Raw genomic sequence first — 18,325 nt, 5'->3', positions numbered from 1 at the left:
CCTTCCTTATTAACAAGCAGCCAATCTTGCGCTTCCGAAAACTATCCTTTCAACTGAACGGCGAATTCCGCTTTCCGGCCCCCGGCCACGTCAATCCGGCCTTCCGCCAGAGTCGCCCCTTCTCCGTCTACGGAGACAGCTTCGCCCGTGCCGTACAGCTTCACGGAGAACGGCTTGCCGCTGCCTTCGGATGTCAGGCTAATCCGGTTTCCAACACGGACAGCGCGTACGGACAGTTCAATCTGACCTTCCATGTTGCGTACCGTTACCGATGCCTCTTGGCCATCTTCCAAGGCATACAGCCCCAGCTCCACTCCGTCTGCATAGTCATAATCCGGCCGGTTGTCGTTAGCGCCCAGCGCCAGGAAAGAGTTGCCCCGTACAAAGAGCGGCAGACTGAGGAAATCATAGGTCTCCTTGCGCCATGAACCGCCTTCCACCGTTTCGCCGGTCAGCAGATGCGTCCAGCGCCCGTGCGGAAGATAATACGATACTTCTCCCTTCTCGCTGAAGACCGGAGCAACCAGCAGCGAGTCGCCAAGCATATATTGACGGTCCAGCATTTCGACGGCCGGGTCTTCAGGGAATTCCAGGAACATGGCCCGCATGCTCGGAATCCCGTGCTCCGAGGCTTGAACCGCTGTATTGAACAGATACGGCATTAGACGGCTCTTCAGCTTCGTGAAGAAGCGCGTAACATCGACGGCCTCTTCGTCGTATGCCCAAGGCACCCGGTAGGACGTGCTGCCGTGCAGGCGGCTGTGGCTCGACAGGAGACCGAACGCCAACCAGCGCTTGAACACATGGGCCGGCGCCGTATTCTCGAAGCCGCCGATATCATGGCTCCAGAAGCCGAAGCCGCCTAGGCCGAGCGACAAGCCGCCGCGAAGGCTCTCCGCCATGGATTCGTAATCGGCGTAGCAATCGCCGCCCCAGTGAACCGGGAACTGCTGTCCGCCAACCGTAGCGGAACGCGCGAATACGGCCGCTTGATTTTTCCCGAATTTCTCCACAAGCACTTCGAATACCACTTTGTTGTAGAGCTGGGTGTAATAATTGTGCATTTTATGCGGATCGGATCCGTCGAAATATACGACATCGGTTGGAATCCGCTCGCCGAAATCCGTTTTGAAGCTGTCCACGCCCATGTCCGCCAGCTCGCGGAGATATCCTGCATACCATTCGCATGCATCCGGATTCGTGAAATCCACAAGCGCCATCCCCGGCTGCCACAGATTCCACTGCCACACGTCGCCGTTAGGCTTCTTCACGAGATATCCCTTCTCCCGTCCTTCCTCAAAAAGGCGCGAGCGCTGGGCGATATACGGGTTGATCCATACGCAAATTTTCAGGCCCTTCTCTTTCAGGCGCTTCAGCATGCCTTCCGGATCCGGGAATACTTCCTCATCCCATTGGAAATCGGTCCAATTCAGCCCCTTCATCCAGAAGCAGTCGAAATGGAAGACGTGCAAAGGAATGTCGCGCTCCAGCATCCCGTCCACGAATGAATTGACCGTAGCTTCGTCATATTGTGTCGTGAACGAGGTTGAGAGCCACAAGCCGAAGGTCCAGGCCGGAGGCAGCGCCGGCTTGCCTGTCAGATTCGTATATTTATCGAGCACGCCTTTCGGATCGGGACCATCGATGATGAAGTACTCCAGCGACTCGCCTTGAACGCTGAACTGCACCTTCTTCACCTTCTCGGAGGCCACCTCGAAGGAGACGAGATCCGGCTGATTCACGAATACGCCGTAGCCTTTGTTCGTGATGTAGAACGGGATGTTTTTATAAGCCTGCTCGGAGCTTGTGCCCCCGTCCTGATTCCAGATGTCGACGGTTTGGCCGTTCTTCACGAAGGACGTGAAGCGCTCGCCAAGCCCATATACCCATTCGCCTACGCCAAGATCCAGCTCCTCGCGCATGTAGGTCTGTCCGCCGTCCTCAACGATGTGGGCGATCGATTTGAAGCCGCTGCCCGTGATACGCTCGTCTCCACGATAGAAATGAACCGACCACTGCGGGCCTTTCTTGATGACGACACTCAAATTTCCGCTGCGAAGCACAGCCTCCTCGTCATTCTCCTCAATAACTGCATGGCTGCCTTCTTCCTTATACAGCTCGAATGCCGGTCCAAGGTCGCGTACGCCTGCATAATGAACAAGCTTGACGCCGATCACGCCCGGAGCCGGAGAATGGAACTGCACGGTAATGAGCTGCGCGTTGATAGTTGCTCCTCTGCCTGGAATCGGGGCTGTCGAGGCGTACGCTGTGAGCGTGTTGCCTTTCACTGCAAAATCATAGGCCTGTACCGCTCCTGCAATCGAGAAGCCTTCACGTACCAGCCAGTTGCCGTCCGTAAATTTCATGATAGGAACCGCCTTTCTATATTCTGAAAATTGATTATTGGGTTGAAAGCGTTATAATATCATTATACTGATATATTTTTAATGGAACTATCAATATTCGGTCATTTTATAGCACAATCTTGACGTTTAGATGCAACCCATTCATTTCCTGAAAAGCCCGAAGGAGGATTCAAGCATGGATCAAACGCTGCACCGGTCCCTCAAAGAAAGCAAGGCTCATGGCAGCGAACGCTTTCCGTTCGGGATTTACTGGTACCAATTTGCCCCGGGGGCTCATGTTGTAGACTCCCACTGGCATACGGAATCCGAAATCTTCTATTGCATCGAAGGCGAGGTGTTGTTCCAAATCAACGATACCGAATATGTTCCGGTTCGCGCTGGCGAAGCCCTGTTTATCGACGGCTCCGATATCCATACCGGCCACGCCCGAGGGGATCAAGGCTGCAGCTTCTGTGCCATGGTATTCGATTTCGGCATGCTCGCAAGCGCCCAGTACGATGCGCTCCAGGAAGGCATGATCGTTCCCTTTCAGGAACGGAAGGCCACCTTTCCTAGGCTGATTACCTCCGAGACGGATGGTGCGCTACTCCAGCATATCAAGGACATGATCGCCTTATCCAAACAGCCGCCGCCCGGTTATGAAGCCGCAATCAAAGGCCATCTGTACCTTATGCTCCATCACGCCGCCGCATCCGGCAGGCTGGTGAACCGCAGCCGTTCCGATGCGGCCGATACATCAAGAACCGAGCGGCTGAAGAAGGTGATCGTCTATATTCAAAACAACTACCATCGCCCGATTCGAATCAGCGAGCTGGCCGACCTGATCCCGATGAGCGAGGGTCAATTCTGCCGCTTCTTCAAATCGATGACCGGTCAGACGCCGGTAGATTATATGAACTCCTATCGGGTGCGGCAGGCAGCGGAGCTGCTGCGTCAGCCGGAACATAAAATATCCGACATCGCACTCGATGTCGGATTCGGGCATATCAGCTATTTTGTTCGGGTATTCCGCAAAATCATGAACTGCACGCCTTCAGAATATCGCAAAAACTTATAATTTCGGGGGTACTGGCTCTGCCCTCGTTCTTAATATATTTCACCAGCGTCTCTACATTATAATAAGCAGTGGCGATATTGTTCTGGCTGTTCATCTGCTCGGGGTCTTATTTATATCGTGCTCGTCGCCGGCTTCGGCTTCAGGGCCGCCTGTTCGGAGCCCTAGGGATCTGCATTCCCATATTGATCGGAACCGTTATACATAGTCTCCCGTAAGATTCGTATCCTTTGCGGGGATCGCAGCAGATAACGCCAACGAAGGACAACAAAATGGTCAACAACCAGCGAACAAGCAAAACACGCCGTTTAAAGCGAGAGTCTCGCTCTAGAACAGCGTTCCTAATATATTGGTGACCGATTATTGCCGGACCTCCCTATGGATCCGGACAAACGGACAGCGAATCGGAGACTCGGCGCTGTCGTCAAGGAAATATTGCTTCCATTCGTAATTGTCTTCTTGTCCGTACAAATTCAAATCCGGGTGCGGCGGCACGGCATCATACGCCTCTAGGCGTTCCCTGATCAGCTTCTTGGTCCGCTGAGCCTGCCGGGCTTTGGCGTTGAATTGCCGCAAAACCCAGCGCGGCGTGAACGCAAGCATCATGCAAGGAAAATGCCGGCTCCTGCGCTTCTCATGCGCCGGCGTCCCGCAGTAAACGAAATACGGCTCGCCGCCATAACAAAATTCCCATAAGTGATGTGACGGCTCATCCGGTATGGACTCGGGCCATGGCTGCGGGTCATACGCTGTTGCCCGGCTCAGCAGAGCCCAGAACAGCCTCTCGTAATATTCGACGCCATTGCGGCCGTCCCCATCCTTTCCGGTATGGATCATAACCACCAGCGATGTATAGTTTCCGTATTCTCTTGAATGGAGCCCATACTCATGAAGCAGTGAAGCTAATTCACCGGATGCTTCCTCGATTGAATACCTGCTAAGGTTGAGAAAGCCGTATCGGAAATGCTTCAAAGCATGGCCCTGAACGGCCGGAATACAAGGGAATTTGGCGGTCTTATCCGTCATTTTCGCTATCAGGCTGTCAGCGGCTTCAAGCTGCCAGGCCTCCGGCAGATGAAACAAGGCATCCGTATCCAGCAGTGTTGTCCGTGTGCTCATTACCAGTCCCTCCCCTTTCTTCAGCATATAGGGGGGAACAAAAATAGGTGACTGTACCAGCCAAAATTAACATGATTTTAGAAAACCGTTTCACGAAGCTTGAACTTTCTGATATCTTAAGTAGAGAAGAAAATTACCATTCCAGGCTTACGCCTTAATTACCATAGAGAGGATTCTTTCACATTATGTCTAAACCCCTGCTAAACGATCAGATTCAAAATGCCAAGCCGGCCAAAAAGCCGAGGCCTACCGCACCGCCCGTTCGACTGTTCGCGCTAGGAGGGCTTGGGGAAATCGGCAAAAATATGTATGGCGTCGAGTTCAAAAACGAAATCATCCTCATTGATGCCGGCCTGAAATTTCCCGATGCCGAAATGAGCGGTGTCGACTACATTATTCCGGATATCCGGTATTTGATTGAAAACAAGCATAAAATTAAGGGTCTGTTCCTGACGCATGGCCATGAGGACCATATCGGGGCTATCCCTTATGTGCTTCGTCAAATTCAGATGCCGATATTCGGAGGCCCTTTGACCATCGGATTGGTCCGTGCCAAGCTTGAAGAGCATCGACTGCTGGATCAAAGTGATCTGCGGCTCTTCCATGAGGACGAGACCATCTCTTTCAAGCATCTGTCCGTTCATTTCTTCCGGACAACCCACAGCATTCCGGACGCCTTTGGCATCGTTGTCGAAACTCCATACGGTCCTGTTGTACATACCGGGGATTTCAAATTCGATTTCACGCCGGAGGATAAGCCCGCCGATCTTCATAAAATATTAAAGCTTGGCGCACGCGGCGTACTCGCGCTGATGGCGGACAGCACAAACAGCGAACGCGACGGCTTTACGCCTTCGGAGCGTACGGTAGGCGACTCCATTCTCCGCCTGTTCCATGAGTGTCCCGGACGGATCCTGTTTGCCACATTTGCCTCCAACGTCCACCGGCTGCAGCAAGTTGTGGAGGCTGCCATCCGAACCAAACGGAAAATTGCCATCGTCGGACGCAGCATGGAGAAGGTATTCGTCATCGGGCAGGAGCTCGGTTATATTCGCATGCCTGAAGGCATGCTGATTGACGTCAAGGCAGTCAACCGTTACCGTGACGACCAGGTGCTGATTATCTGCACCGGAAGCCAAGGCGAACCCAATGCGGCTCTTACGCGCATCGCTTCCGGGGCGCACCGGTCCATTCAAATTCATCCGAACGATACGGTCATCTTCTCGTCCTCGCCGATTCCGGGGAATACCCAGAACGTGAACCGCAGCATCGATCTGTTGATGCGTGCCGGCGCGGAGGTTAAATACGGCTCGATTCTTGACATTCACACATCCGGGCACGGCTGCCGGGAGGATCTGAAGCTGATGATCAGCAGCCTGCGCCCTAAATATTTTGTGCCGATCCATGGAGAGTACCGGATGCTGCTGAATCACCGGCATCTGGCCACTCAGGTTGGGGTTCCGGACAGCAGCGTCTACTTGCTGAATATCGGCAATACGCTGTCGATCTACCGCAATTATGCAAAGAAAGGGCGCAACATTCCTTCGGGGGATATCTACATTAATAACGGCGAACTGCGCAAGCATGAGAAGGAGCTGCTTGAGGAACGGGTGCAGCTGGCCCATGACGGGGTTGTGATCGTTGCGATCACCATTAATCCGGAAACACGGAAGCTCCTGTCCGGCCCGGAGCTGATTACCCGCGGCTTTGTGTATATGCAGGACTCCAAGCCGCTGCTGCGTCGAGCCGAAGCAATGCTCCGCAAGCAGCTGAACAAAGCCGGAGAGCAGCGTGAATATAACCGCGCGGTCTGGGAGCAGATGACGAACACGGCCCTTAACCGTTATTTCAAACGGGAGCTGGGACGAAGCCCATATATTATGCCGTCAATAATGGAAGTATAATTGTAGAATATAGACCCAGAGTACAATTCCATCCATCCGGCTCAAACGAACCAAGGGGCATTCCGAAGGTCTTCAGACCTGATCGGAATGCCCCTTGTGCTCGTTTAATGGCCAACTGCCGATTTTATCGCATACCGGCTGGAGAAGGCTTCAGAGTCCCTGCACTTACTCATCCGCCAGCTCCAGCCCCTTGGTCTCTTTCCCCAGCAGGAGCACTCCCAGCGCCCCAATCAAAATCGTCACAAAGAACATGACAAAAATCAATTCGATACGGGTTCCCTGCTGCTTCAAAACGCCAACAAGCAGCGGTGCAATAACGCCGCCAATCCGGCCGAAGGAGGTCGCAAGCCCTACGCCGGTCGAACGAACCTTCGTCGGGTAAAGCTCCGGACTGTATGCGTACAATCCGCCCCATGCTCCGAGATTAAAGAAGGACAGGCAGATGCCCGCAGCCAGAAGCGAAGCCTCGGTATTCGCGTAACCGAACCAGATCGCGCTGATGGCCGTAAAGACCAAATACGTGACCAGCACGAATTTCCGCCCGAACCTTTCGATAAAGTAAGCGGCCGTAAAATAGCCCGGCAATTGAGCCAGCGTCATAATCAGCACGTACTGGAAGCTTTTGACCAGACTGAAGCCCTTGTCTACCATGACCGTCGGGAGCCACAGGAACATGCCGTAATAGGAGAAGACCACCGTAAACCACAGCACCCACAGCATGATGCTCGTGCGCCGATGCTCGGTCGACCAAACCGAGGCTACGCGCTCTCCAAACGATAGCCTCCGGGCGCTCTTCTGCCGCATATACCGCGGCGAATCCTCGATTGCGCGGCGAAGGTACAGCGCGTAAATGGCCGGCAGCGCCCCAATGACAAAGGCCGTTCGCCATCCATAGTCCGGAATGACGAAATACGCAATCAATGCGGATAAGATCCACCCCGCAGCCCAGAAGCTCTCGAGCAGGACAACCGCTCTTCCCCGTTCACGGACCGGCATGCTTTCCGAAACGAGGGTGGAGGCCACCGGAAGCTCTCCCCCAAGACCGAACCCTGCGATAAAGCGCAGCAAGCACAGCATGATAAAGCCGGTGGCCAGTGCCGAAAGACCGCTCGCGATCGAGAAAATAAGCAGCGTCCAGAGTAAAATATTTTTGCGTCCGTATTTATCCGCTAGAAAACCGGCCATCGCCGCACCGAATACCATCCCGATCGACGTCGTGCTTGTCAATATCCCGACCTGCTGCGAGCTCAGCGACCATTCTGCGGCGAGGGCGGCGACAACAAACGAGATCATCCCCACATCCATGGCGTCAAACATCCAGCTGATGCCGGCGCTGAACAGGAGCTTACGCTGCTTCGGCTCCTTTAACAGCCCCATCCTTCCGTTACGCATGCTAAAACGCTCCTTTCTTAAGATATCAGACAGTATAAACTTCGCGGCGCCAGCTTTCTGATATCGCAAGAGAAACTACCGCTAAACGCGGTCTGTCTTCTTTGAATGTACGTCGATAGACGTTTTTCTTACCTTTTTATAATGTAGTGGATTGCTAGAACGGTAGCAAGACTTAATCGTTGTACCGATGCCAATTGCTGCAATGACACCCTTAAACAATTTTATATTGCCCCAAGAAAAGGATAATTTGGACATGGAGCGAATATATTGTTATCAGGCTTCCTATAAATGGTGACAATTCCAAAGCTAATCTAGTGAAATTGAGAGAAATTGGTTATTTTTGACTTGAACAGCTTTGCCTTTTCGTTTATTGTGAAAGAAAGCAAGTCACTTCATTTGGTGTGATTCGTTAGGAACGTTAACAAAGGAGTTATTTAAGTATGTACACGGAACAAGATATTTGGATTGTGCTTACAGGCACGGGCACCTGGTTTAGCAGAATGATCCAATATTTCACGAAAGCCCCGCTAAATCATGCATCCATCGCGTTTGACTCCGAATTACGCGAAGTGTACAGCTTCGGGCGGAAGAAAGCGAACAACCCCTTCAATGGCGGCCTCGTTCGTGAAAATCTCCGCGACCCCTTCTTCTATTCCTCTGCGTGTGCCGTCTACCGCTGTCGTGTCAGTCATGAGGATTACCAGAGGATGTACAATCTTGTTAAAGAAATGATGCGAAACCAGGATCGGTATAAATATAATCTGCTTGGACTGCTAGGCATTTTATTTCGGCTTCATATCGACCGCGACGATGCGTATTTCTGCTCCCACTTTGTCGCGAAGGTCTTCGAACAGGCCGGTCTTCGGCCGGTGAACAAGCCATGTCATTTGGTGACGCCTGAGGATTTCTCCAACTCTCCGCAGCTGACGGAAGTCTACCGGGGGCCGCTGCACGGGTATCTTACGATGGACACGGTTTCCCCTATGTCCTCACCGCCGACCTACACGCCGGTTACCACCAAAGGCATCAGCAAAATTTTCCGTATTGGCTAAACCGTGGGCTCCGCCCGCTGTCATCAACCATTGGCTTAAAGCTTCATGATCTCTGCAACGGACACAAAGAGCAGCCGGGCTTCTACCCCGGCTGCTCCTTTTGTATATCTGCAAGATCAAGCATTACGCAGACGGCGATTGATCCGTTACTTGCTCCAGAACCGGCTTTTCCACCGGATCGGCACTAGGTACAGCTTCCGCCTGCTGCTGCATTTTTCTACGCTTACGTCTTCGTTTGAAATAAATGCCAATCAATATTAAAGGAACCGCGATCAGGGCGATGTACAGGGATACATCCTTCACCATTCCTTCGGCTGCATTGCCATACAGGTAGAACAAAGTCCCCACGACATAAAATTTAGTCGCTCTACCCAAGGCCGCATAGGCCATCAGTCTCCAGAGCGGGAAGTTCAGACATCCGGACAAAATGGTAAATACCTTAAACGGGATCGGCGTAAACGAACCGATTAATATCGCAGCCTCGCCGTTTTTCTGAAACAGATTGGTTGCCGCGTCGATCCACTGTTTTTTCAAAATTTTATATAATACCGACTTCCCAAGCAGCTTTCCAATCGCGTACCCCAGCGGCGTTCCCAGCAGACATCCGATAAAGCCGTAAGTCGCTAGCCACAGCGCATCTTTCGGGTGAACAATACTCAAGGAAACCTGTAGAAAAAAGGCGGGAATCGGAAAAATCACAGCATCCGCAAATGAATGAATAAACAACCCTAAAGGACCAAAACTCCTTAAAAATTCCAAAATGTCCTGAAACATGTCTCAACCCCTATACATTTTTTCCTGCTTCTCTTTAGATCTGAATAAATTATAGCACATAATGATATGGGAAAGGACCCAGGCTGCTGTATACTTTTGCACGGCGCGAGTGAAAATGGTGCAAGCCTTTGCTCCTATCCAGTATATGCATCGAAGTCATATAACAACAAAAAAACCTTTCTTCCGGGGAAGAAAGGTTTAAGAAAATGCTCAAGCAGCCTGCGGCCGCTGGCCGAATCCAAAATGCATAAGCTTGCAGAAATTTGTGTTTTCTTTAATTCGCCGCTGTGCTGCGATGCGCGGAATGCCGGGTCGGTCCGACAAATTGATTAAGCGGAAAGCCGTTGCTTATCGCTTGGGTAATGAACGCTTTGGCCTGCTGCACAGCTTCACGGACCGTGAGGCCTTTAGCGAGCCCTGCCGTGATGGAGGCCGATGAGGTGCAGCCGGCACCGTGCGTATACTGGGTCAGAATTGCATCGGCTTCAAACCATTCGAAGGTTTTTCCGTCATAGAGCAGGTCCATGGCTTTGCCTTCGCGGATTTTGCCGCGGTCCTTAATCAGGACATGCTTCGCGCCGCGGCCATGAATGATCGCCGCCGCTTCCTGCATTTGCTCCAAGGTCGTAATCGGTCCGGATTTGGCAAGCTGGGAAGCCTCGAACAAATTCGGGGTTACGACATCCGCACGCGGCAGCAGGAACTCCAGCATGGCCTCCGTATTTTCCGGCTGCAGCACTTCATCCGTGCCCTTGCACACCATTACCGGATCGATCACGATGCGCTTCAGATCATGCTTGTCAATATACTTGGCGACCAGCTCGATAATATCAACCGAACCGAGCATGCCCGTCTTCATCGCGTCGATGCCGATGCCCTCGAGCACGGTCTTCAACTGGGTCTCCACGATGCCAAGCTCAACCGGAAAGACCTGGTGATCCCAGGTTGCCGGCTCCATGCAGACGATCGTCGTCAGCGCCGTCATGCCGTACACGTCAAATTCCTGAAACGTCTTGAGGTCCGCTTGGATACCCGCTCCGCCGCTTGTATCCGAGCCAGCTACCGTTAATGCTTTACGTATCGTCATGGTTCATGTTCCCTTCGCTAGTGAAATGGTTACTCTATTATAAAAAAAACTGCGATTTCCGTCTATCCTTGGCGAACGCGCTGATGCAGCGGCCTATGCTCGTGGATAACCCTGCAAGCACTCCGCATGCGGATCCCCATACGATCCCTCTTATTCCCGGATTTCCTTGAACTGATTATCCGATGTCGAAATCCGGGAATAAAGGGGCACGCTTCGCTTCTTCTGAGGGATTCCGCCTGCTCCGTTGATGCCCTTTGGGGATGGCGCTGGGTTGCAGGTATCCGGGGCTGAGCATCGCCCCTGCTGTTAGGCAGCTGTTCGTTGGAGCAAGTTCCGTGCTTCGAGTTGGCGCTTTACGCTCCCAGGTGCCTCCGCTTATTGCTCCGTAAGAATAACAGGGCCGTCCTTGGTAATCGCCAGCGTATGCTCATATTGCGCAGACCACTTGCCGTCCATCGTTCTGGCGGTCCAGCCGTCGGCGTCGATCTTGCACTTGTATGTCCCGATGTTCAGCATCGGCTCGATGGTGATGACCATGCCTTCCTTCAATCGCGTTCCGCGATGCGGAGGTCCGTAATGCGGCACCTGCGGCTCCTCATGCATGTTCTCGCCGATAGCATGCCCTACGAAATGCCGTACCACCGACAGGTTCTCGGATTCGGCATAGGACTGGATGGCATGCGAGATATCGCCGATCCGATTGCCCACGACCGCCTGCTCGATTCCGAGATACAGCGATTTTTTGGTCACATCCAGCAGATGCTGCGCCTCCTCCGAAATATTCCCGACCGGATAGGACCAGGCGGAATCCGCCAGCCATCCGTCGAGCTTCACCACCATGTCAATGGTGACGATATCCCCGTCTTTAAGAGGCTCGTTGCTCGGGAACCCATGACAGATAACGTCATTGACGGAGGCGCAGGTGGCAAACGGATACCCGTGATATCCCTTCTGCTCCGGATGCGCGCCGCGCTCGGCAAGGAACCCCTCCACGAATTGATCAATCTCCAGCGTTGTCACGCCGGGCTTGATCATGGTTGCGATATGCCGGTGGCAATCGGCCAGAATCTCTCCCGCTTTTTTCATCTTCTCAATCTGTTCCGGTGTCTTCAGAATAATCAATCGATCCACTCCTTATGCTGTGTGTGTATGGCTTCAGCCGTTACATAGTAAAAAGCCTTAACTGGCCGGGGTCAGAAAATCCATGCTCCCCCCAACCAATAAGGCTGATTCTCGTAAAGTATATCCGTCTTTCCTTCGGATCATGATTCGCTGATGCATGATTCTACAAATGCGATCATCCCTTACCTATCTTTATTCTACTCCTTGCGGAGCAGAAACCTCAATCCTTTTGTATAACCGGTATCTTCCAGGCATGATTTGATCATTCTCTGCTTGGATCGTCACTTAGTGACCTGCAATCATGGAGAATAGCTTTCCCCAAAAGGCAGGGTTTGGAACGGCCGGATGATGGCGTGGGAGAGCGGATCTTGGATGCGGTTGAAGTTCGGGCACCTTTTCGTACGACAAAAAAAAGAAAAAACCTTTACGCCCAAAAAACAGCGATAAAGGTATTATGCCCAAAAGCAAGCCACCGGCTCAGGTTACAGAAATCGAAGCCCTTGCGGATGCTGGGAAGTGCATTATGTATCTTCGAATTTTCGAGTGAACTTAACCGAAAGCAATGCTGGTCGGTTGATCGCCCCGATGTGATGCCAAGCACCCTCATAGCCTTCTACAACCCAATTGTCTCAATTTAGATGTCGCTTCCTCTTCTTTTGGTAAAAATAAATGCCCAGAACCAGGATCAGCACCAATACGGCTATACTTCCCTGAACGAGCGTGCTCCTGTGTGAGGAGGCGGAATCACCGGGGACTGGCCGTCTACGGGCGGGTAGCCGCTGCCAAGCTCTTTTAGTTCATTGGCAGCCGAGGATAGGAGCTTGGTCCCTTCACATATTCCGGTTTCCAATTTCCCGGACTCCCTATACGCAAATATCAGATATTCATCGCCGACCGAAAATCGGTCATAGCCGCAGCTCTCAGTAGACATTGCGGTGGAAATCGTCGTTTTCTTGCCCAGCTCTCCCTTCCATACCTTCGAAACCTCGAGCGTTACCGTAACCGGATCCGCGCCGGATGAAAAAAGCCGAAAAGGCGGCGGTCGATATGCTCGTCACTGCCTGCAAAAATCGCCGTCTTAAGCTCCAGGCTTTCTGCAATCGTAGGCGGCTCGGCACAGGAGCAGGCGGAAGCCTTAGGAAGGTTCACGGCATAGATACTTATCAGCAGCAGCAAAATGCTTAACAAGACCACGGGCTTGGATTTTGCCATCAAACCAGATCACCTCGATCATATAGACGGCTTAAACATCCAGTATGTTCCAGGCTCTCCCTGCAATTTCACGAATTCGTGGCAGACGATGTTATTTCCTCGCCAAAATCAGATAGTGGCGCTCTGTCGGATACTCGAGTCCTTCCACCCGCAACCCCGCCTGCTCAAGCAGGTTCTGCATCACTTGGGGATCGACACGGTTCGGACGGGGAACTCGCTGCTCCATCGGATCCTCCTGCCATTCCAGGCATAAGCAGCGCCCACCCGGCCTGAGAACCCTTGCGATTTCGCGAACGGAAGCCTCCAGCTCGTCCGTAATGTGCAGGATCAGGGACGCGATGATCCGGTCGACCGCCTCATCCTCGAAAGGCAGCTGCTCCACCTGTCCCTTCACTACTCGCACATTGGTCAATCCCTCTTCTGCTGCCCGCTTCTCCATGAATTCCAGCATCGCCGGCTCCAAGTCTACGGCAAATACGGTTCCAGCAGTCATGCTTGCAGCCGGTATGGAAAAATAGCCGGTTCCCGCCCCAATATCAAGCAAATCAACCTCACCGTTCACCTGGAGCTTCTCCAGCAGCACGGCTGCCGGAAGCTCCCACTTACGTTCCGGACTTTCCAACCGATCAATAAGGGTTGGATCAAAGCTCTCCTTCATCATCGTTTCTCCTTTCGTTTCCATCATCGATCTGTATTTTGTCTCTTCCTAACCCATCATACCGCATTGAGAAGTTGAAGGATAACCTCTATTGGGAAAACCGGATGTAGATCTCCTTAGGATGCAAGGTGTACGGGTATGGTGTATGGTGTATGGTGCATGGTGTGTGGTGCATGGTGTGTGGTGCGCGGAGAGCGGTGTATGATGCGTGGTAGGCGATGCAAGGTGCGCGGAGAGCGGTACACGGTGCGCTTCGGTGAGCCGAGGTCAAGACATGCCTTAGATGACTGATGAACCCGATATTTGACAGGAAACATCCCGTTTCCCCTAAAAAAAGCATCCCTCGCAGGATGCTAAAACAAAACGCTGGGCTATTAACCCAGCCTTCCTTCTACGGCAGCGCAAGCTTCCCCATCACGGTCGGGCGAAGCGCTCCCGTCGCTGCCGGCAGGTTGTTCGGCACGCCGTGCACGAAATCATTGCCTAACAGGGCAAAAATGACCGCTTCCTTCGCATCGTCATTCCACCCGAGCTCGGCGGAGGTCATTACCTTTTGTCCTGGCAGCCGTTCGCTCAGCATATGAAGCAGCGTCCGGTTATGCGCTCCCCCGCCCGTGACAATCACCTCAGCGATGGCAACTCGCGGAAAAACATAACGTTCATAGCTGTCCGCAATGGAAGCCGCCGTGAATGCCGTGGCCGTCGCCACGATGTCTTCATCCGATAGACCGCGCGCGCTCGCCGCCTTAAGAAAAGAAGCCGCATACGGCTGGCCGAAAAGCTCCCTGCCCGTTGATTTGGGCGGCGGCGTCCGGAAATAGGCATGGGACATCATCTCATCCAAAAGCGCTTGATCCGGCTTCCCCTGAGCAGCCCACTTTCCGCCCTCGTCATAGGAGAGACGGCCCTCCGAAAGCGCGTGGACAACCGCGTCGATCACCATATTCCCCGGCCCAGTATCAAACGCCAGAACTTCGGACGGGCCCGCTCCCGCAGGAAGCGCCGTACAGTTGCCGATGCCGCCGACGTTCTGAAGCAGCCTGCCCCGTTCGTGATGCCGGAACAGGATCAAATCGCCGTAAGGAGCGAAAGGCGCGCCCTGGCCCCCCACCGCCATGTCCGCCGGGCGGAAATCGCCGACAACCGGTAGGCCCGTAAGCTTCGCGATGACCGAAATGTCGCCGATCTGCAGCGTGGACGGCGTTGAATACGGATCATCCGGCTCCGCTACGGGAAGATGCCAGATCGTCTGCCCGTGCGAGCTGACGAGGTCGACATCCTCGATCCGCATCCCGGCATCCGCTATCGCCTCCAGCACGGCTTCTCCGAACCGATATCCGAGGTAGGCGTTCATACTGCATACCGCAGCGCTGCTGGAGTGCTCCGTGCCGCACAGCTCCTGCAGCCGCCGGCGAAACTCCGGCTCATAAGAGCGGCTATAATAATGAAGCAGCTCGGCGGAAGCCGTAAGGCCGCTGCCGTGAATCCGGACGATGGCCGCATCGATCCCGTCAAGGGATGTGCCGGACATCAGGCCGACGACCACAGTCGGCTCCCCCTGCTTCCTAGGTGCGAGTATCATGGATTATGCCTCCCCGCACAGAAGATAAGGGGCTCTCATCGTTCTCCACCGATCCGTATCGTTCTCCCACTGCTCCGTGATGCGCCGAAGCCCTTCTTCTTCATGAATATGCTTCCGCACGTCATCGCTGCCCGTAAGCAGATCAATGAAATAACGGTTTCGCCCCTCGGGCGGCGTCAGCCATTGGAACGAATCCGGATACATCCGGCTGACCAGGTGCAGCAGCACAAGGCCTGCACGGACCGCCTCCAGCTTCGCGCTGTCCGTCACGAACAGCATGACGCCCCCGCAGCTCACGCCTTGATGCTTCGAGAACGTCGGTGTCATGTAGACGGAATGGGCATGAATACCGGGCAATCGGTAGGCATTAAACGCCTTGGCCAGCGCCTCGCCGTCGATCCATGGCGCGCCAATCCATTCAAACGGCCGCGTCGTGCCTCTGCCCTCCGACAGATTCGTTCCTTCGAAGAAGCAGGTTCCACTGTACAAACGGACGGTATCTAAAGTCGGAATGTTCGGGGACGGGAGCATCCACGGAAGACCTGTATCCGCATAGTCCATCGCCCGGCTCCAGCCTTCCAGCCCGATGACGTCCAGGTCGCAGCACGTGCCCCTCAGATCATTCGCCATCCGGGCATATTCACCGATCGTCATCCCGGTGCTGATCGGGATCTGCCACCCGCCCACCATCGATTCATACCCCGGCTCAAGAAGGCCGCCTTCCACACGATTGCCGCCGAGCGGATTCGGACGGTCCAGAACGATCAGGCTCTTCCCGTGCTCCGCGCACGCCTCCATAGCGTACAACAAGGTCGTCATGTACGTGTAGAACCGCACGCCAAGATCCTGAATATCGAAGATGAGGGTATCGATCTTCTCCAGCATCGCCGCATCGGGCTTGCGCGTTGCGCCATACAAGCTGTATACCGGTACGCCGAAGATGGGATCGACTTCATCGTCAACATGCTTGCCGGCCTGCAGCTCTCCGCGGAGCCCATGCTCGCAGGCGAATAAAGCAGTCAATTCAGATTCCGGCAAACCGGCAATGATTTCAATCGAAGAACGAAAATCCGACGTGAGCCCCGTCGGATTCGTAATCACGCCAAGCCGGCGGCCGATGATGCTGTTATGCTTCAACCCCGCCGCCAGCCTGTCGATTCCGGTTAAACATCTCATATGCTGACACCTCCTGGCTCCGAGGACAGGGCGCCGTCAGCCGCAGGCTTCGCCTCCTCGGGATTCAAGACATTATAAGCTGCCTTATGCTGAAATATCGCCCACATGCCGTTGAACAGAAAGCCGAAGCCAACCACGGTGAGAAGAAGCGGAACGGCCACGCATAAAGCCTGAAAGCAAGCCCCAAGCGTATAAGCCGGATAACGCAGAAACAGCTTCACGCTGTGCGCCATCGCTTTGAAGATCCCCATGTTTTCCTGAATGACAAGCTGAAGCGTGTAGAATTGGGAGACCACGGCCATAATGACGAAGTATGTCTGAAAAACCCCGATCGCTAAGTAACCGATACCGTCTTTGCCTCCGTAATACCACCAGGTGGACCATAGGATAAGGATCATCACCACGAAGAAGAAGCCCATGACAACGGCAGGCAGAAACCCCTTGACGGCCCCCTCGAACACATCCTTCAGCACCGGCTTGCCTCTTTCCGTCTTCCGGTGGTAGGCATAGCAGACTCCGAAAAACAGCGGCATATACAGCACCGGAAGCAGCAGCAGCGCCGCAAGCACCGGAGCGAATATGACGACCGCCGCAAGCACCAGCGAGGTGATCATGCTGTACAGTGCCACGCTCGTAATCTCGCGGTATACCTCAACTCCCGTCTTCTTTAACACATCATTCAGCTTGCGCATAAGCTTCCCTCTCCTCCTCCAGATTGTTTACCAATCGATACGCTGTTCCGTCTCCGGATCGAAGAAATGCACCTTGTCGAAATTAAAAATAAACGTTTTGTCCATGCCCGGGTAACCCGTCGTCTCCGGATGCACCTTCGCCGTTACGGTCCGGTTGCCGATACGGAAGTATACCAGATTCTCCGAGCCGAGATGCTCGACGACCTGTATCTTTCCGGCATACGTGTACTCGTGATTCGGCGTTCCCGGCAAATCCTCGCCGGATATATGCTCCGGCCGAACGCCGAGAATCAGAGGCTTGTTCTCATACTTGCTTAAGCCGCGCGCCATCGCGTCAGGAATGGTAAACGAGCCGCCCTCCATCCGGAGCACATTCCCTTCCTTCGTCACATCGATGAAGTTCATCGGCGGGGAGCCGATAAAGCCCGCAACGAACATGTTCTGCGGATTCGCGTACAGCTCCGTCGGCGAGGCAATCTGCTGGATGATCCCGTTGTTCATGACGACGATGCGCTCCCCGAGCGTCATCGCCTCTACTTGATCGTGCGTGACGTAAACGATCGTCGCTTCAAGCCGCTTGTGCAGCTCTGACAGCTCGACCCGCATCTGCACGCGAAGCTTAGCGTCGAGGTTCGACAACGGCTCATCGAACAGGAACACCTGCGGATCGCGGACGATCGCCCGGCCCACGGCCACGCGCTGCCGCTGTCCGCCGGACAGCTCGCGCGGCTTGCGATCGATCATGGATTCGAGTCCGAGAATCGAAGCGGCCTGGGCAACCTTTTGCTCGATATAGGCTTTAGGCTTCTTCAAATTCCTCAAGCCGAACGACAGATTCTCGCGGATGGTCATATGCGGATACAGCGCATAATCCTGGAATACCATCGCAATGTCGCGATCCTTCGGATGCAAATTGTTCACGACCCGATCACCGATGATGATATCGCCGGACGTTTGCCGCTCCAAGCCCGCGATCATGCGCAGCGAGGTCGTTTTCCCGCAGCCGGAAGGGCCGACGAATACAACGAATTCTTTATCTTCAATGACAAAGTTCGATCCCGCAACCGCGGTGAAGGTTCCTTTGTTATCGTCTACAAATTCTTTTCGGATGTTCCGAAATTCTACGCGTGCCATA

General features: G+C 53.8%; 16 protein-coding genes. 3 read left to right on the top strand and 13 right to left on the bottom strand.

Features of this window, described 5'->3' with window-relative positions; genetic code table 11:
- Positions 1-41 precede the first annotated feature (41 nt).
- The gene (yicI, locus tag J2Z18_RS25720) at positions 42-2,366 is read right to left on the bottom strand and encodes an alpha-xylosidase (RefSeq protein ID WP_007131740.1); all 2,325 of its coding nucleotides are present in this window, start codon (positions 2,364-2,366) and stop codon (positions 42-44) included.
- 175 nt (positions 2,367-2,541) lie between these two features.
- On the opposite strand from yicI, the gene J2Z18_RS25715 reads away from it, so the two are divergent.
- Positions 2,542-3,423, top strand: a complete 882-nt coding sequence (locus J2Z18_RS25715; RefSeq protein WP_007131741.1) for an AraC family transcriptional regulator — start codon at positions 2,542-2,544, stop codon at positions 3,421-3,423.
- A 357-nt stretch (positions 3,424-3,780) separates the two neighbouring features.
- Here the strand turns inward: J2Z18_RS25715 and J2Z18_RS25710 are convergent, their stop codons facing one another.
- The gene (locus J2Z18_RS25710) at positions 3,781-4,539 is read right to left on the bottom strand and encodes a YqcI/YcgG family protein (protein WP_007131742.1); all 759 of its coding nucleotides are present in this window, start codon (positions 4,537-4,539) and stop codon (positions 3,781-3,783) included.
- A gap of 185 nt (positions 4,540-4,724) precedes the next feature.
- Between J2Z18_RS25710 and rnjA the strand changes: the two genes are divergently transcribed.
- Positions 4,725-6,443: a ribonuclease J1 gene (rnjA, locus tag J2Z18_RS25705; RefSeq protein ID WP_007131743.1), complete on the top strand. Its 1,719-nt coding sequence runs from the start codon at positions 4,725-4,727 to the stop codon at positions 6,441-6,443.
- A 165-nt stretch (positions 6,444-6,608) separates the two neighbouring features.
- Here rnjA and niaP read toward each other — a convergent pair whose 3' ends face one another.
- Positions 6,609-7,835 carry a niacin permease NiaP gene (gene niaP / locus J2Z18_RS25700; RefSeq protein ID WP_007131744.1) on the bottom strand — a complete coding sequence of 409 codons (1,227 nt, stop codon included), beginning with the start codon at positions 7,833-7,835 and terminating at the stop codon, positions 6,609-6,611.
- Positions 7,836-8,275: 440 nt separating this feature from the next.
- Between niaP and J2Z18_RS25695 the strand changes: the two genes are divergently transcribed.
- Positions 8,276-8,887, top strand: coding sequence for a hypothetical protein (locus tag J2Z18_RS25695; RefSeq protein WP_007131745.1), 612 nt, complete (start codon positions 8,276-8,278; stop codon positions 8,885-8,887).
- Positions 8,888-9,010: 123 nt separating this feature from the next.
- Here the strand turns inward: J2Z18_RS25695 and J2Z18_RS25690 are convergent, their stop codons facing one another.
- From J2Z18_RS25690 to J2Z18_RS25650, 10 genes are all read right to left on the bottom strand, one after another.
- Positions 9,011-9,661 (bottom strand): YqaA family protein, encoded by a 651-nt coding sequence (locus tag J2Z18_RS25690; protein ID WP_007131746.1) that lies wholly within the window; start codon positions 9,659-9,661, stop codon positions 9,011-9,013.
- Between the two features lie 274 nt (positions 9,662-9,935).
- Positions 9,936-10,748 carry a pyridoxine/pyridoxal/pyridoxamine kinase gene (gene pdxK / locus J2Z18_RS25685; protein ID WP_007131747.1) on the bottom strand — a complete coding sequence of 271 codons (813 nt, stop codon included), beginning with the start codon at positions 10,746-10,748 and terminating at the stop codon, positions 9,936-9,938.
- 375 nt (positions 10,749-11,123) lie between these two features.
- Positions 11,124-11,870, bottom strand: coding sequence for a type I methionyl aminopeptidase (gene map, locus J2Z18_RS25680; protein WP_007131748.1), 747 nt, complete (start codon positions 11,868-11,870; stop codon positions 11,124-11,126).
- 700 nt (positions 11,871-12,570) lie between these two features.
- Entirely contained in the window at positions 12,571-12,720 is a 150-nt protein-coding gene (locus J2Z18_RS30670) for a hypothetical protein (RefSeq protein ID WP_245256202.1), read from the bottom strand.
- Positions 12,721-12,863: 143 nt separating this feature from the next.
- Positions 12,864-13,082 carry a hypothetical protein gene (locus J2Z18_RS30665; protein ID WP_007131749.1) on the bottom strand — a complete coding sequence of 73 codons (219 nt, stop codon included), beginning with the start codon at positions 13,080-13,082 and terminating at the stop codon, positions 12,864-12,866.
- Between the two features lie 91 nt (positions 13,083-13,173).
- Positions 13,174-13,767 carry a class I SAM-dependent methyltransferase gene (locus J2Z18_RS25670; protein ID WP_244152767.1) on the bottom strand — a complete coding sequence of 198 codons (594 nt, stop codon included), beginning with the start codon at positions 13,765-13,767 and terminating at the stop codon, positions 13,174-13,176.
- Between the two features lie 364 nt (positions 13,768-14,131).
- Complete coding sequence (locus J2Z18_RS25665; RefSeq protein WP_007131751.1) at positions 14,132-15,322, bottom strand: anhydro-N-acetylmuramic acid kinase; 1,191 nt, start codon at positions 15,320-15,322, stop codon at positions 14,132-14,134.
- 3 nt (positions 15,323-15,325) lie between these two features.
- Positions 15,326-16,498, bottom strand: a complete 1,173-nt coding sequence (locus J2Z18_RS25660; RefSeq protein WP_210095563.1) for a DUF1343 domain-containing protein — start codon at positions 16,496-16,498, stop codon at positions 15,326-15,328.
- Entirely contained in the window at positions 16,495-17,190 is a 696-nt protein-coding gene (locus tag J2Z18_RS25655; protein WP_007131753.1) for a hypothetical protein, read from the bottom strand. The genes J2Z18_RS25660 and J2Z18_RS25655 overlap by 4 nt, the downstream gene beginning before the upstream one ends.
- A gap of 27 nt (positions 17,191-17,217) precedes the next feature.
- Positions 17,218-18,324: an ABC transporter ATP-binding protein gene (locus J2Z18_RS25650; protein WP_007131754.1), complete on the bottom strand. Its 1,107-nt coding sequence runs from the start codon at positions 18,322-18,324 to the stop codon at positions 17,218-17,220.
- Position 18,325 lies beyond the last annotated feature (1 nt).

This window comes from Paenibacillus lactis (assembly GCF_017873605.1).
Classification (GTDB): domain Bacteria; phylum Bacillota; class Bacilli; order Paenibacillales; family Paenibacillaceae; genus Paenibacillus_AQ; species Paenibacillus_AQ lactis.
Note: the sequence above shows the minus strand (reverse complement) of the source record. Positions and strands in the feature narration are given on the sequence as shown.